Raw genomic sequence first — 13,256 nt, 5'->3', positions numbered from 1 at the left:
TGGACGATGCTCGCCGCCGGCCGCGGCAGCCGCCCCGGCCGCGGCTGCGCGAAGGGAACGTGAAGATGACCGAAAGGCGCGTTGCGCTGGTGACCGGCGGCTCGCGGGGCATCGGCCGGGCCGTCGCGGTCCGGCTCGCACAGGCGGGCCACGACATCGGGTTCTGCTCCCGCTCGGCGGACGAGGCGGCCCTGGAGACGGCCCGTCTGGTCGCCGAGGAGGGAGCGGCGGTGCACCACGTGGTCTGCGACGTCACCGACCAGGAGGCGGTCGCCGCCTTCGTCACGGAGGTGGAGGAGAAGCTGGGCGCGCCGTACGCCGTGGTCAACTCGGCCGGGGTCCTGAAGGACCGCCCGATGGCACTGATGTCGGCCCTGGACTGGCACACGGTGGTCGGCACCAGCCTGGACGGCGCGTTCCACACGACCCGCGCGGTGGTGCGCGGGCTGATCACCCGCAGGGCGGGCGCGATCGTGAACGTCTCGTCGGTGATCGGGGTGTACGGCAATCCGGGACAGACGAACTACGCCACCGCCAAGGCCGGTCTGAACGGGCTCACCCGTGCGCTGGCCAAGGAGGTCGCCCCCTACGGGGTGCGGGTCAACGCCGTGGCGCCGGGGTTCATCGAGACGGACATGCTCGACGGGATGTCGCCCAAGGCCCGGGAGGCGGCGCTGGGGAAGGTGGCCATGGGCCGCTTCGGCAGCGCCGGGTCCGTGGCCGAACTGGTCGCCTTCCTGCTGTCCGACGCCGCCGACTACATCACCGGGCAGGTCGTCCAGATCGACGGCGGCATAGCGCTGTGAGGGGACGGCCATGAGCGCACACGGCACCGCCGCCGACGCCCCGGAGCGGCCGCCCGACGGTCCGGAGCGGCCGCTGCGGGCGATGTTCCGCGAACGCTGGTTCAGCACGCTGTTCCTGACCGACATGTGGGAGCGGTTCAGCTTCTACGGCATGCAGGCACTGCTCTTCCTGTACGCGACCGCGCCCCGGTCGGAGGGCGGCCTCGGCCTGTCGGACGGCACCGCGGGCGCCCTCTTCGGCCTGTACGTCTCGGCCTCCTTCCTGGCGGCGATGCCCGGTGGCTGGCTGGGCGACCGAGTGCTCGGTACGCACCGGGCGATGCTGAGCGGCGCACTGGTGATCGCGGCCGGGCACGCCTGCATGGCGGTACCCGCGCAGACCTCCTTCTACTGCGGGCTGATGCTGGTGGCCTGCGGCACCGGGATGCTGAAGCCGAACCTTCCGGTGATCTTCGACCAGATGAACCCGGGGGCCTCGAGCGCGCAACGGCAGGCGGCGTTCTCCCTCTTCTACATGAGCGTCCAGGTGAGCGCCCTGCTCGGGCCGCTGGTCACCGGTGCGCTCGGGGAGCGGGTGGCCTGGCACCTGGGCTTCGGGGCGGCGGCCGTCGGCATGGTCATCGGCGTGCTGCAGTACCTGCACGGCGCGCCGAGCCTGCGCGGCGCCCGGACCGGCCCCAGCCGCCCGCTGCCGCCCGAGGCGATGCGCCGGCTGGTGCGCGGGGCCTGGGCCGGACTGGCCCTCGCGGTCCTGCTCGCCGCCGGGGCGCTGGCGGTCGGCGGGGCGGCGCTGCACCCGGTCCTCGCGCTGTGCGGCCTGGGCTCGCTGATCGCTCCCGTCTGGTACTTCCGGCGGCTGCTGCGGGGCGGTGAGCTCGGGACCGCCGAGCGGGTACGGGTCCGCGGCTATCTGCGGGTGTTCGTGCCGTCGGTGCTGTTCTGGGCGATGTTCGGGCAGCTCGGTTCGGTGTTCAGCCTGTTCGCCCGGGAACACACCGACCGCGGGATCGGCGGCTTCCTGGTGCCGGCGAGCTGGTTCCAGTCGGCTCACCCCCTGTTCCTGCTGCTGCTCGCCCCGGGGTTCGCCTGGCTGTGGCTGCGGATGGGCGCGCGTACGGACGGGGGGCGGAAGTTCGCGGTGGGCCTGGGATTCGCGGCGGTCGGCTTCTCGGTGCTCGCCACCGGGGCCTGGCTGGCGGCCGACGACGGGCCGGTCTCCCCGGTCTGGCTGCTGACCGCGTTCCTCTGGGTGGCCTGCGGCGAGCTGGTCTTCGGGCCGGTGGGTCTGAGCACCACGGCGGAGACCGCGCCGGAGGGCCACCGCGGCCGGATGATGGGCCTGTTCTACCTCGGGGCCGCGCTGGGCGCGGGCCTGGGCGGCCAGCTCTCCCGGCTGGTGGGGGTGCTGCCGCTGTGGAGCTACCTGGCGGGTTTCGCCGTCGTGGCCGCCGTGACGGCCGTACTGCTGCCGCGCGAGGACCGGCGCGGGCCGGGCGCCGCGCCACTCGCTTCCGGACCCGGAACGGCTCGAATATGACGTCGAGTTGGGCTGGACACCGTCTCAAGCCGCCGCCTGAATCATCTCTCTCGGCAGGCCGCACCGCTCACGGCCACCGCAAGCCCGACCGCTCCGGGCGACATTCACAAGGAGTGCCCGTGTCTCATCGCACCCTCATCGTCGCGCGCATGGACCACGACGACGCGGAGAAGGTGGCCGCGCTGTTCGCCGAGTCCGACGCGACCGACCTCCCGCACATGATCGGGGTCCAGCGACGCACCCTCTTCCGCTTCCACGGACTCTACTTCCACCTGGTCGAGGCGGAGCAGCCGATCAACGGCAACCTCTACCGGGCCCGCAGCCACCCGCTCTACGAGGACATCAACACGCGCCTCCAGGAGTTCATGACGCCCTACTCCCCCGACTGGCGGGAGCCGAAGGACTCGATGGCCGAGGCCTTCTACACCTGGACCCCCTGAGCAGTCCGCCGCACCGTCCCCCATCTGTGGAGCACCCAATGCAGACCACCGACCTCATCAAGGTCGCCATCGACGACGTGCCGCCCAACCGCAAGCGCGGCGGCGATCTGCGTGTCCTGCTCAGCCCGAAGACCTGTGGCGCGACCTCGGGGTTCATGGGCGTCGGCACGCTGGAGCCCGGGGAGTTCGTCTCCGAGCACTACCACCCGTACTCCGAGGAGTTCTTCCACACGATCCGGGGCCGGATCCTGCTCCGGGTCGACGGCGAGGAGCTGGTCCTGAAGCCGGGCGAGTCCTTCATGGTACCGATCGGCGTGCGGCACCGGATCGAGAACCCGGGGGACGAACAGGCGTTCGTCGCCTTCTTCCTCAGCCCGCTCGCCCCGCGTCCCGAACTCGGGCACGTCGACTGCGAGCCGCTGCCCGGCGAGGGCACCCTGCCCGAGGTGGGGGGCGCCGGATGACGGGCAGAGCAGTCATCACCGGGATAGGCGTCGTGGCCCCGGGGCAGCCGGGCCGCGAGGCATTCTGGGAGATGATCGTCAAGGGGCGTACGGCGACCCGGCGGATCACCCTGTTCGACCCGGCGCCGTTCCGCAGCCGGATCGGGGCGGAGTGCGACTTCGACCCCGAGGTGTCCGGGCTGTCCTACCAGGAGATCCGGCGCACCGACCGGGCCGGCCAGTTCGCGCTGGTCGCCACCCGGGAGGCACTCGCCGACAGCGGGATCGACATGGCGGCGGAAAACCCGCACCGGGTCGGCGTCAGCGTCGGCAACGGCGTCGGCAACGCCATCTCGATGGAGCAGGAGTACCGCACGGTCAGCGACAACGGGCGCCAGTGGCTGGTCGACCAGGGCTACATGAAGCCGCACCTGTACTCGTACGTGATGTCCAGCTCGCTTGCCACGGAGGTGGCCTGGGCGGCGGGCGCCGAGGGTCCGGCGACGGTGGTCAGCTCCGGCTGCTGCGCGGGCATCGACGCCGTCGGGTACGCGGTGGACCTGATCCGCGAGGGCTCGGCGGACGTGATGGTGGCCGGCGCCACCGACGCCCCGATCTACCCGATCACCGTGTCCTGCTTCGACACCCTGCGCGCCTCCTCCACCAGCAACGACGACCCGGAGCACGCCTGCCGGCCGTTCGACCGGCGGCGCAACGGCCTGGTGCTGGGCGAGGGCTCGGCGGTCTTCGTGATCGAGGAGCGCGAGCGCGCGCTGCGCCGCGGCGCCCGGATCTACTGCGAGGTGGCCGGCTACGCGGCCCGCGCCAACGGCTACCACATGACCGGGCTGCGTCCGGACGGCCGGGAGATGGGCGAGGCGATCACCGCCGCGCTCGACGAGGCCCGGATCAACCCGGAGGAGATCGACTACGCCAACGCCCACGGCAGCGGCACCAAGCAGAACGACCGGCACGAGACGGCCGCCTACAAGCGCAGCCTCGGTCACCACGCGTACGGGATCCCGGTCAGCTCGATCAAGTCGATGGTCGGGCACTCGCTCGGCTCGATCGGCTCGATCGAGATCGCGGCGAGTGCGCTCGCCATGGACCGGGGCGCGATCCCGCCGACCGCCAACTACGAGGAGCCGGACCCCGAGTGCGACCTGGACTACGTGCCGGGCACCGCGCGCGAGGCGGAGCTCGACGTGGTGCTGAGCGTCGGCAGCGGCTTCGGCGGCTTCCAGAGCGCCGTCGTCCTCACCTCACCGCGGAGGGCCCAGTGACCGCAGAGACGAGCTCCCCCGTCATCACCGGGCTCGGCGTCGTCGCGCCCAACGGCTTGGACCGGGAGGCGTGGTGGCAGGCCACCCTGGACGGCAAGTCCGGCATCGGCCCCATCACCCGCTTCGACCCGGCGCGCTACCCGGTGCGGGTGGCCGGCGAGGCGGACGGCTTCGAACCGGCGGACCACGCGCCGCAGCGGCTGGTCAGCGAGACCGACGCGATGACCCAGTACGCCTTCGCGGCGACCAACGAGGCGCTGGCCGACGCGGGCGTGGACACCACGGCCTTCGCCGACCTGGACACGGCGGTCATCACCGCCAACTCCTCCGGCGGCGTCGAGTTCGGCCAGCGCGAGCTGCAGAAGCTCTACGCGGAGGGACCGCAGGCGGTCGGCGCGTACATGGCCATCGCCTGGTTCTACGCGGCGACGACCGGACAGCTCTCCATCCGGCACGGCATGCGCGGTCCGTGCAGTGTGGTCTGCTCGGAGCAGGCCGGCGGACTGGACGCGCTGGCGCAGGCCCGCCGGGTGCTGGCCAAGGGCACCCGACTGGTGGTCTCCGGCGGCACGGACGCCTCGCTGTCCCCGTACGGGCTGGTGTGCCAGATCAGCAACGGGCGGCTCAGTGTGGAGGAGCGGCCTGACCGGGCCTTCCTGCCCTTCGACCCCTCGGCCGCCGGATACGTGCCGGGCGAGGGCGGCGCGATCCTCACCGTGGAGAGCCGGGCCGAGGCGGAGCGCCGCGGGGCCCCGCGGCTGTACGCCGAGATCGCCGGCTACGCGGCCACCATGGACCCGCGGCCGGGCTCGGGCCGGCCGCCGGGGCTGCGACGGGCGGCCGAGCTGGCGCTCGCCGAGGCGGGCGCGGCGCCCGGCGACGTCGACGTGGTCTTCGCGGACGGTTACGGCGTCCCGGAGCTCGACCGGGAGGAGGCCGAGGCGATCACCTCGGTCTTCGGTCCGGCCGGGGTGCCGGTGAGCGTGCCGAAGACGATGACCGGGCGGCTGTACGCCGGAGGCGCGGCGCTCGACGCGGCGGCGGCCGCGCTGGCCCTGCGCGACCAGGTCATCCCCCCGTCGGTGCACACCCGCCCGGACCGGGCCCACCGGCTCGACCTGGTCACCGACTGGCCGCGCGAGGCGCGGCTGCGCACCGCTCTGGTCCTCAGCCGCGGCTACGGCGGTTTCAACGCCGCGCTGGTCCTGCGCTCCGTCTGAGGACCGGCCTGCGCCCGTTCCCTCTTCCTTTCCCTCTGCCCACCGCTCGCACAGCAGCATCCCCGTCCCCAGGAGGAACAGATGAGCAGCACCACCATGACCTTCGGCGACCTCAAGGAGATTATGAGCCGGTGCACCGGTGACACCGAGGAACTCTCCGAGGAGCACCTGGCGACCGACTTCACCGACATCGGCTACGACTCCCTCGCGGTGCTGGAGATCGCCAGCCAGATCCAGCGCGAGTACGGCCTGCACATCCCGGACGAGGCCATCGAGGAGATGAACTCGCCGCAGGCCGTGATCGACTACGTCAACAACAGCCTCGCGGCGGCCTGACATGACCGTCATCGACAACAGCATCGTCATCGCGGCGCCGATGGACCTGGTGTGGGACATGACGAACGACGTGGAGTCGTGGCCCGAGCTGTTCTCCGAGTACGCCGCGGCCGAGATCCTGGAGCGGGACGGCGCCACCCTGCGCTTCCGGCTCACACTCCGCCCGGACGAGAACGGCCAGGTCTGGAGCTGGGTCTCCGAGCGCACCCCCGATCCGGCGACCCGGACCGTGCGGGCCCGCCGGATCGAGACCGGGCCGTTCGAGTTCATGGACCTGTACTGGTCGTACGAGCAGACCGAGGCCGGCGTCGAGATGTGCTGGCGGCAGGAGTTCACGGTCCACCCGGGCCTGCCGTTCGGCGACGTGGAGATGGCCGAGCGTCTGAACACCAACACCCGCCGGGAGATGGCCCGGATCAAGGGGCTGGTGGAGCAGGCGGCGGCCGGCCGGCCGGAAGCGGTGCGCCCGTGACCCGCCCGGGGCCGGGGCTGCGGGTGCTGCTCCGGATCCGGATCAAGCCCGGGCACGAGGCGGAGTTCGAGGAGCTGTGGCTCGCGCACTCCCAAACCGTCCGGACCTTCCCCGACAACCACGGCCAGCAGCTGCTGCGGGAGAGCGGCGAGCCGGGCGGCTTCACCGTGCTGACCGACTGGACCGACGAGCCCGCCTTCCGGGCGTTCGAGAAGAGCCCGGAGCAGCAGACCTATCTGCAGCGGCTGTGGCCGATGCGGGAGGGCGGCGAGATGCACCTGCTCGAACCCCTCCACGAAAGCGCGCCGGCCGTCGCGGCCGGACCGTGAGTCCCCAGACCTCGAGTTCCAGGAGGAACCGGTGAGTGTGCAGCAGGAACAGGTGACCGAGCTGATCGAGCTCGTCGAGTCGGTGCCCGCCAAGCAGCTGGAGGCGGCCGTCGTCGAACGGGACGGCGGTCTGGACGCGGCACTGACGCTGATCTTCGAGCTCCTCGTCTCGGAGTTCAACCCGGAGAAGGCGGCCGGACAGAAGGGCGTCTTCCAGTTCGACATCGCCTCCTCGGAGGGCCAGAAGCTCCACTACGTCGAGGTCGAGGCGGGTGAGTGCCGCACCGACAAGGGGCGGCACGACAGCCCGGACATCACCATCGGGATCAAGTTCCCCGACATGCTGGCGATGGGCGTCGGCAAGCTGCCCGGTGCGAAGGCGTTCCTGACCGGCAAGCTGAAGCTGCGCGGCAGCCCGCTGATGGGCACCAAGCTAGGCGAGTGGTTCGACCACCCCGAGGTGTGACAGGACGGCACACAGCGACGAAACCGCCGCCGGGACCTGTCCCGGCGGCGGTTTCGTCCTCTGGTGGTGCCCGCCGGTCAGTCCACGCCGAGCACGGACATGTGCGCGACGGACAGCATGGCCTGCTCGTGCACGAGGGCCAGGTAGGCGTCCGGGTGGTCGGGCCGCTTGGAGTCCTCCACGTAGGGCTCGAGCCAGGCGTCGGCATCCTGTCCGAAGCCGCGGTCGGTCAGGTAGCCGACGACGTCGTACGGGTGCCCGTCGTACTGGACAACCCGGACGAGGGTGTCCTCGTGCAGGAAGAGCGCCGTGCGGATGATCGTCGGGTGGTCCGGGGAGAGCAGCAGCGACGCCTTGCGGTTGACCGTCCCGCGCTCCCGTTCCAGCGCGAGTCCAGCACCCTTGCGCAGTTGGTGGCGCAGCGCCACGGTGCCGGCCGCGGGCCGCTCGTCGGGGCTGTGCTGTTCCAGGGCGGTCATCAGGCTGCGGTGGAAGTGCTGCCGGAAACCCTGGGGGGTCTCGGTGTCACGCGGCTCGACGAGGAACGGCAGGATCGCCCGTTCGGCCTCGTGGACCCCTTTCTGCACGGACATGTGCCGGGCGACCCGGGCTGCGCTGACCCCGTCGTGGTGGATCACCCGGATCACCGTCTCGCCCTGCACGAACAGGCCGGTGCCGAGCAGCATTCCGACGGTCGTGCCCTCGTCGTCCTTGATGACGGGCGAGTCGATCCGGGTGAAGTTGTGCGGCGAGAAGACCTCCTGCAGGTCCTCCTCGCATCCGGGACGGACCCGGTAGGTAATGGCGTCGAGTGGCATGGCGGTTCCTTCTCCTCGGGCTTGAGGTGATTCAGGGGGCGGCGAGCACCGCGACGGTGGCGGCCGTCAGCGCGAGCGCGGCGAGCGTCGTGCGCAGGCGGTGCCAGGCCCGCCAGAGCGGCCGCGGGTCGTCCCAGGGGCCGTCCTCGGAAAGTCCGCTCAGGGAGCGGTTGATCGGCACGTTGCCGAGGTGCGAGACCGCCTGCACGCCGATGAGCAGCACGGCCACCAGGGGGAACAGCGCGTTGCCCGGCGACTCGGCGAGCCAGCCGAGCACGAACCCGCTGACGGTCACCAGGTTGACCAGGATCGGCATCAGCGGGTGGTAGCCCCGGCCCAGCAGGACATGGGCGCGGAGGTAGTCGGCGCGTCCCATGGCCGACATGGCGGGAACCACGCTGACCAGGACAGCCACGAAGATTCCCGTGACGATCCCCGTCCCGATCAGCACGACCCCGCTCAGTACTTCCTCAAGCATCACGACTCCCGGCTCACGGTTGATGTCCCGGACACCCTTCTGCCACCTGCTCGAATCGCTGTGGAGCGGTGCTCGACGGCGGTCCTTCACGGCCCGGCCTGCGCCCGTCGAGCCGTCTTCGAGTCGGCTTCGACCTGCGGAACCGAGAGTCGTCGCAGTGGTCCCGCCGTGCGGCGCGGCGGCAGCTCCGGAAGGGTGATGTGTGGTGGAGCCGATGCGGATACTGGTGCCCCTGGCGCTGCTGGCCGGCGGTCTCGCGGCCGGCGGTCTCGCCATCTCGGTGCTCGCGGCACCCCTCTTCACCACCCTGCCCACCGGCATGTACGTCCCGGTGCACAAGGGGCTCGTCACCCGCTTCGACCCGTTCATGCCGATCTCGCTGTTGAGCTGCCTGCTGTGCGACCTGGGTCTGGTGGCTACCGGGCCGACGGCCGCGGTGCGGGTGCTCGCCGGCTCCGGCGCGGTGCTGCTGGCCGCCGCGGTGACGGTGTCGCTGACCAAGAACGTGCCGATCAACCGCTGGCTCTCGACGCTCGACCCGCAGGCGCTGCCCGCGGACTTCGAGCGGCGCGACCCGCGCGAGCGCTGGATCCGCTGGAACCGGGTGCGGGGCGCGCTGGCCGTCACCGCGCTGCTGGCGAACGTCGGCGTGGCCGCCGTACTGATCTGACCCCCGCTACCACCCCCAGCACTGCCCCTGGACCGAGGAGAAGGTGTGGACACCATGACCGGTGTGGTCGGCCCGGCGATGACCGCCGCGTTGCCGCCCCACGTACGGCTGCTGCTGCTGACCGACGGCAAACGGATATCCCGGGTGCTGCACGTGCTCGCCGAGCTGGGCGTCGCCGACGAACTGTCGGACGGCCCGCTCACCGTCGCCGAGCTGGCCGCGCGGACCGACGCGCACGCGGACGCGCTCGGCCGGGTGCTGCGGGTCGCCTCGGCGTTCGGGGTGTTCACCGAGGAGGCCGACGGGCGCTACGCGCTCGGTGAGATGGGCGCCTGTCTGCGGTCGGGCGTGCCGGGCAGCCAGCGGGACATGGTGCTCTACAACGGCGACGAGATGCTGTGGCGCTCGTACGGGCGGCTGATGCACACCGTGAGGACCGGCGAGCCGGCCTTCGAGGCCGCCTACGGCCACACCTTCTTCGAACACCTGGAGCAGGACCCGCGGGCGGGCGCGCTGTTCGACCGGGCGATGACCGGGATGAGCCGGGCCACCGCGCAGATGCTGTTGGACAGTTACGACTTCGGGCGGTTCGGTCTGATCACGGACGTCGGCGGCGGCCGCGGACTGTTCCTCGCCGAGCTGCTGGCCCGGCACCCGGAGGTGTGCGGCACGCTCGTCGACCGTCCCTCGGTGGTGGCGGAGGCGGACAAGACCTTCCGCGAGGCGGGCGTGGAGGACCGTGCGGAGGCGGTGGCGGGCGACTTCTTCGAGGAGCTGCCCCAGGGCGCGGACGCGTACGTCCTCAAGGCCGTCCTGCACGACTGGGACGACGCGAAGGCGGCGGCGATCCTCGGCCGGGTCCGCGAGGCGCTCGGCACCGACGGCACCCTCCTGATCTGCGAGTTCCTGGTCGGCCCGGCCAACGAATGGGACCGGGGCAAGCTCCTCGACCTGGACATGCTGGTCCGCTTCGGCGGACGCGAACGCTCCGAGCAGCAGTGGCGCGCGCTGCTTGCGACCGCGGGCCTCGAGCTCGTGAACGAACCGGTCGCCGGACGCTGGGCGGTCCTGGAGTGCCGCCCCGCGCCGGCGGCCCGCTGAGTCCCTGAACCCCTGCGGCCACGGTCGCGCGAGGACGGAGAAGACGACATGGAACTGCGACTGGTCGGCAAGAACGCACTGGTCACCGGCGGCAGCCGGGGCATCGGCCGGGCCACGGTGCTGGCCCTGGCGAAGGCCGGCGCCACGGTGGTGACCTGCTACCGGCAGGAGGGCGAGGCCGTGGACAGCCTCGCCCGGGAGCTGAAGGAGATCGGCGGCGACCACGCCCTGGTCCGCGCGGACGTCGGCACCGCGGAGGGCGTGGAGCTCGTGCTGCAGGCCTGCCGCGACCGCTTCGAGACGCTGGACATCCTGGTCAACAACGCCGGGGTGATCAGCCAGGTCCCGTTCGCGCAGCTGCCGTTCGAGGAGTGGGAGCGGATCGTCACCACCAACCTCACCGGCCCCTTCATGGTGATCAGCAAGGCGCTCCCACTGCTCCGCGAGGGCTCCTCGGTGATCAACATCGGCTCCCGGGGCGCGATGGCCGGCATCCCGCTGCGCGGCCACTACACCGCCTCCAAGGCCGGTCTGGTCGGCCTGACCCGCTCGCTGTGCAAGGAGCTCGGCGGCAAGGGCATCCGTTTCAACGTGGTCGCGCCCGGCGTGATCGACACCTCGGAGCCGGACGAGCTGACCGAGGAGCAGCGGGCGGCGTACAACGAGCGCTACCTGCGGATGATGGCGCTGGGCCGGTTCGGCCGCCCGGAGGAGATCGCGGGCGCGGTGCTGTTCCTGGCCAGCGACCTGTCCACGTACGTCAACGGCGAGACGCTGCACGTCGACGGTGGTGTCTGAGGTGGGGGCGCGGGCCGGGTCGTTCCGGGTGCTGCTGACCGTCCAGGTGACGCCGGGCATGGAGGCCGACTTCGAACGCGTGTGGACGGAGGGCAGCAAGGAGGTCACCGCGCAGGCGGCGAACCTCGGGCACACCCTGGCGCGCAGCGCGAAGCCCGGCGAGGAGTCGGTGTACTACGTGGTGAGCGACTGGACGGACCAGGAGTCCTTCCTGACCTTCGAGCGCAGCCCGGAGCACGTGGCGCACCGCGAGAAGCTGCACCCGTACCGGACCGGCGGTTCGCTGGCGATGATGTGCCTGGTGGAGGTCGCCGGATGAGCGGGGCCGCGGGCGGGGTACGCGTCATGCTGCACCTGCGGCCGACTCCCGGCGAGGACGCGGCGGTCGCGGAGGCGTACCACCGGATCAGCAAGGACCTGGACGGCACGCCGGGTCTGCTGGGCAACGAGCTGCTGCGCGTGATCACCGACGAGGGCGCCTACGCGGTGCTCAGCGAGTGGGAGAGCATGGCCGCCTTCCGGGACTGGGAGGCCGGCTCGGCCCATCGGGGGACGACTTCCCCGCTGCGGCCGTACCAGGACACCGAACGCCCCAGTCCCTTCTCCCTGTTCGAGGTGGTCGCGACGTACTGAGCCGGAGGCCGGACGAGGCGCCGTGGTGAGCCGCCGGGCTCCCACGGCGCCTCCGCGTGTGCGCGAGGCTCCTGGGCCGCTGCCCGGCCACCGGCTCCGGCGGGCGGGTACCGGGATGGGCAGCGTGGGCGTCGCCTCCGGACCAGGGGCGGGGGAACGGCCCAGGAGCGGTCCCGGGGCGGCGGGCGGCGTACGGGGGGGCCGGCGGCCGAGGGCGGCGGCCGAGGGCGGCGGCCGAGGGCGGCGGCCGAGGGCGGCGGCGCCTTCGGTCCGGGCCGGCCGAAGGGGGCGGACCTCACGGCGGGCCACCCCGCCGGGTGCCGCCGGAGCGAAGCGGCGGGCGCCCGGAGCCGAGTGGCTCCGGGCGCCCGCCGCTTCGGGGCAGCCGACCGGGTCAGGGCAGCCGGACCACCTGGCCCGCGTGGACGAGACCGGCGCCGAAGCCGATCAGCAGGGCGAGGTCGCCGCTCGACGCGCGACCGGAGGAGAGCAGTTCCTCCATCGCCAGCGGGATGGAGGCCGCGGAGCTGTTGCCGCTGGTGACGATGTCCCGGGCGACCGCGGTCCGCTCGGTCAGACCGAGCTGTTCGACGACGACGTCGGTGATGAGCATGTTGGCCTGGTGTGGGACGAACGCGTCGAGCTGCTCCACGGTGACGCCCGCAGCGTCGAGCATCCGGCGGGCGGCGGGGACCAGTTCGTTGGTGGCCCAGCGGTAGACCTTCCAGCCGGCCATCGTGATGGCGGGCCGGTCGTCCGGGCGCTCCCCGGTGCCGTCGTGCCAGGGGTTGGTCATCTTCAGGGCCGCGTTGCGGGAGCCGTCGGCCTGCCACACCACCGGGCCGATGCCCGCCTCGTCCCCGGGACCGACGACCACCGCGCCGGCGCCGTCCGCGAACAGGAAGGCGGTGTCCGGGTCCGAGTGGTCCAGGATGTCCGTCATCCGCTCCGCGCCGATCACCAGAACGTAGTCGGAGCGGCCGAGCCGGACCAGGTCGTTCGCGAGCGCGAGGGCGTGGCAGAACCCGGCGCAGGCGGCCGAGACGTCGAAGGCGGTGGCCTGTCGGGCGCCGATCCGGTGGGCGACCTCGACGGCCACCGCGGGCATCTGCTCCATGGAGGTGATGGTCGCGACGATGACGGTGCCGATCCGGTCGGCGCCGATGCCCGCCGCGGCGAGCGCCTTCTCGGCGGCCGTGGCCGCCATGGTCGGCAGGGTCTCCTCGGGTGAGGCGTATCTGCGGGAGCGGATCCCGGAGCGGCTCTCGATCCAGGCCGGGTCGAGTCCGGTCCGCTCGGCTATCTCGGTGTTGGGCACCGACCGTTCGGGCCGGTACACACCGAGGCCCCACAGGCGGCTGTGTCGCAGTTCCTGGGTGTCCCGGATGGCGGGGATGCTGGTCATGGTGGCCGTTGGTCCTTTCGG

The 13,256-nt window shown here is 72.1% G+C and carries 18 protein-coding genes; 15 read left to right on the top strand and 3 right to left on the bottom strand.

The window, feature by feature from the left end:
* The first annotated feature begins 65 nt into the window (after positions 1-65).
* From fabG to OG393_RS32295, 10 genes are all read left to right on the top strand, one after another.
* A complete protein-coding gene (gene fabG, locus OG393_RS32340; protein WP_327378253.1) occupies positions 66-806 on the top strand; it encodes a 3-oxoacyl-ACP reductase FabG in 741 nt (246 codons plus the stop codon).
* 10 nt (positions 807-816) lie between these two features.
* Entirely contained in the window at positions 817-2,343 is a 1,527-nt protein-coding gene (locus OG393_RS32335; protein WP_327378252.1) for a peptide MFS transporter, read from the top strand.
* A gap of 119 nt (positions 2,344-2,462) precedes the next feature.
* Positions 2,463-2,783 carry a TcmI family type II polyketide cyclase gene (locus tag OG393_RS32330; protein ID WP_327378251.1) on the top strand — a complete coding sequence of 107 codons (321 nt, stop codon included), beginning with the start codon at positions 2,463-2,465 and terminating at the stop codon, positions 2,781-2,783.
* A 38-nt stretch (positions 2,784-2,821) separates the two neighbouring features.
* Complete coding sequence (locus OG393_RS32325) at positions 2,822-3,247, top strand: cupin domain-containing protein (protein WP_327378250.1); 426 nt, start codon at positions 2,822-2,824, stop codon at positions 3,245-3,247.
* Positions 3,244-4,509, top strand: a complete 1,266-nt coding sequence (locus OG393_RS32320) for a beta-ketoacyl-[acyl-carrier-protein] synthase family protein (protein WP_327378249.1) — start codon at positions 3,244-3,246, stop codon at positions 4,507-4,509. Before OG393_RS32325 ends, OG393_RS32320 begins: the two co-directional genes overlap by 4 nt.
* Positions 4,506-5,729: a ketosynthase chain-length factor gene (locus OG393_RS32315; RefSeq protein ID WP_327378248.1), complete on the top strand. Its 1,224-nt coding sequence runs from the start codon at positions 4,506-4,508 to the stop codon at positions 5,727-5,729. The genes OG393_RS32320 and OG393_RS32315 overlap by 4 nt, the downstream gene beginning before the upstream one ends.
* Before the next feature lie 81 nt (positions 5,730-5,810).
* Positions 5,811-6,065: an acyl carrier protein gene (locus tag OG393_RS32310; RefSeq protein ID WP_327378247.1), complete on the top strand. Its 255-nt coding sequence runs from the start codon at positions 5,811-5,813 to the stop codon at positions 6,063-6,065.
* Between the two features lies 1 nt (position 6,066).
* A complete protein-coding gene (locus tag OG393_RS32305) occupies positions 6,067-6,537 on the top strand; it encodes an SRPBCC family protein (RefSeq protein WP_327378246.1) in 471 nt (156 codons plus the stop codon).
* Positions 6,534-6,866, top strand: coding sequence for a putative quinol monooxygenase (locus tag OG393_RS32300; RefSeq protein WP_327378244.1), 333 nt, complete (start codon positions 6,534-6,536; stop codon positions 6,864-6,866). The genes OG393_RS32305 and OG393_RS32300 overlap by 4 nt, the downstream gene beginning before the upstream one ends.
* 31 nt (positions 6,867-6,897) lie before the next feature.
* A complete protein-coding gene (locus OG393_RS32295) occupies positions 6,898-7,332 on the top strand; it encodes an SCP2 sterol-binding domain-containing protein (RefSeq protein ID WP_327378243.1) in 435 nt (144 codons plus the stop codon).
* 77 nt (positions 7,333-7,409) lie between these two features.
* On the opposite strand, the gene OG393_RS32290 is transcribed toward OG393_RS32295, so the two are convergent.
* A complete protein-coding gene (locus OG393_RS32290; RefSeq protein WP_327378242.1) occupies positions 7,410-8,150 on the bottom strand; it encodes a SchA/CurD-like domain-containing protein in 741 nt (246 codons plus the stop codon).
* 31 nt (positions 8,151-8,181) lie between these two features.
* Positions 8,182-8,628, bottom strand: a complete 447-nt coding sequence (locus OG393_RS32285) for a DUF1772 domain-containing protein (protein WP_327378241.1) — start codon at positions 8,626-8,628, stop codon at positions 8,182-8,184.
* A gap of 214 nt (positions 8,629-8,842) precedes the next feature.
* Between OG393_RS32285 and OG393_RS32280 the strand changes: the two genes are divergently transcribed.
* Genes OG393_RS32280 through OG393_RS32260 form a run of 5 tightly spaced genes read left to right on the top strand, consistent with a single transcriptional unit; the run spans position 8,843 to position 11,830 of the window.
* Complete coding sequence (locus tag OG393_RS32280) at positions 8,843-9,298, top strand: DUF1772 domain-containing protein (protein ID WP_327378240.1); 456 nt, start codon at positions 8,843-8,845, stop codon at positions 9,296-9,298.
* 54 nt (positions 9,299-9,352) lie between these two features.
* On the top strand, positions 9,353-10,399 hold the full coding sequence (locus OG393_RS32275) for a methyltransferase (RefSeq protein WP_327378618.1): 1,047 nt from the start codon (positions 9,353-9,355) through the stop codon (positions 10,397-10,399).
* Between the two features lie 48 nt (positions 10,400-10,447).
* Positions 10,448-11,197, top strand: a complete 750-nt coding sequence (locus tag OG393_RS32270) for an SDR family NAD(P)-dependent oxidoreductase (RefSeq protein ID WP_327378239.1) — start codon at positions 10,448-10,450, stop codon at positions 11,195-11,197.
* Positions 11,190-11,516, top strand: a complete 327-nt coding sequence (locus OG393_RS32265; RefSeq protein ID WP_327378238.1) for an antibiotic biosynthesis monooxygenase family protein — start codon at positions 11,190-11,192, stop codon at positions 11,514-11,516. The genes OG393_RS32270 and OG393_RS32265 overlap by 8 nt, the downstream gene beginning before the upstream one ends.
* Complete coding sequence (locus OG393_RS32260; protein ID WP_327378237.1) at positions 11,513-11,830, top strand: antibiotic biosynthesis monooxygenase family protein; 318 nt, start codon at positions 11,513-11,515, stop codon at positions 11,828-11,830. The genes OG393_RS32265 and OG393_RS32260 overlap by 4 nt, the downstream gene beginning before the upstream one ends.
* 394 nt (positions 11,831-12,224) lie before the next feature.
* Here OG393_RS32260 and OG393_RS32255 read toward each other — a convergent pair whose 3' ends face one another.
* Positions 12,225-13,226, bottom strand: a complete 1,002-nt coding sequence (locus OG393_RS32255) for a beta-ketoacyl-ACP synthase 3 (protein WP_327378617.1) — start codon at positions 13,224-13,226, stop codon at positions 12,225-12,227.
* Between the last annotated feature and the right edge of the window lie 30 nt (positions 13,227-13,256).

The sequence above is a fragment of the Streptomyces sp. NBC_01216 genome (assembly GCF_035994945.1).
GTDB lineage: Bacteria > Actinomycetota > Actinomycetes > Streptomycetales > Streptomycetaceae > Streptomyces.
This window is presented reverse-complemented; position numbering and strand designations above follow the sequence as displayed.

Excerpts from the sequence above, each read along its gene's own strand:
- fabG (WP_327378253.1), top strand. The coding sequence starts at position 66 with ATGACCGAAAGGCGCGTTGCGCTGGTGACCGGCGGCTCGCGGGGCATC.
- OG393_RS32335 (WP_327378252.1), top strand. The coding sequence starts at position 817 with ATGAGCGCACACGGCACCGCCGCCGACGCCCCGGAGCGGCCGCCCGAC.
- OG393_RS32325 (WP_327378250.1), top strand. The coding sequence starts at position 2,822 with ATGCAGACCACCGACCTCATCAAGGTCGCCATCGACGACGTGCCGCCC.
- OG393_RS32320 (WP_327378249.1), top strand. The coding sequence starts at position 3,244 with ATGACGGGCAGAGCAGTCATCACCGGGATAGGCGTCGTGGCCCCGGGG.
- OG393_RS32310 (WP_327378247.1), top strand. The coding sequence starts at position 5,811 with ATGAGCAGCACCACCATGACCTTCGGCGACCTCAAGGAGATTATGAGC.
- OG393_RS32305 (WP_327378246.1), top strand. The coding sequence starts at position 6,067 with ATGACCGTCATCGACAACAGCATCGTCATCGCGGCGCCGATGGACCTG.
- OG393_RS32290 (WP_327378242.1), bottom strand. The coding sequence starts at position 8,150 with ATGCCACTCGACGCCATTACCTACCGGGTCCGTCCCGGATGCGAGGAG.
- OG393_RS32285 (WP_327378241.1), bottom strand. The coding sequence starts at position 8,628 with ATGCTTGAGGAAGTACTGAGCGGGGTCGTGCTGATCGGGACGGGGATC.
- OG393_RS32280 (WP_327378240.1), top strand. The coding sequence starts at position 8,843 with ATGCGGATACTGGTGCCCCTGGCGCTGCTGGCCGGCGGTCTCGCGGCC.
- OG393_RS32275 (WP_327378618.1), top strand. The coding sequence starts at position 9,353 with ATGACCGGTGTGGTCGGCCCGGCGATGACCGCCGCGTTGCCGCCCCAC.
- OG393_RS32270 (WP_327378239.1), top strand. The coding sequence starts at position 10,448 with ATGGAACTGCGACTGGTCGGCAAGAACGCACTGGTCACCGGCGGCAGC.
- OG393_RS32260 (WP_327378237.1), top strand. The coding sequence starts at position 11,513 with ATGAGCGGGGCCGCGGGCGGGGTACGCGTCATGCTGCACCTGCGGCCG.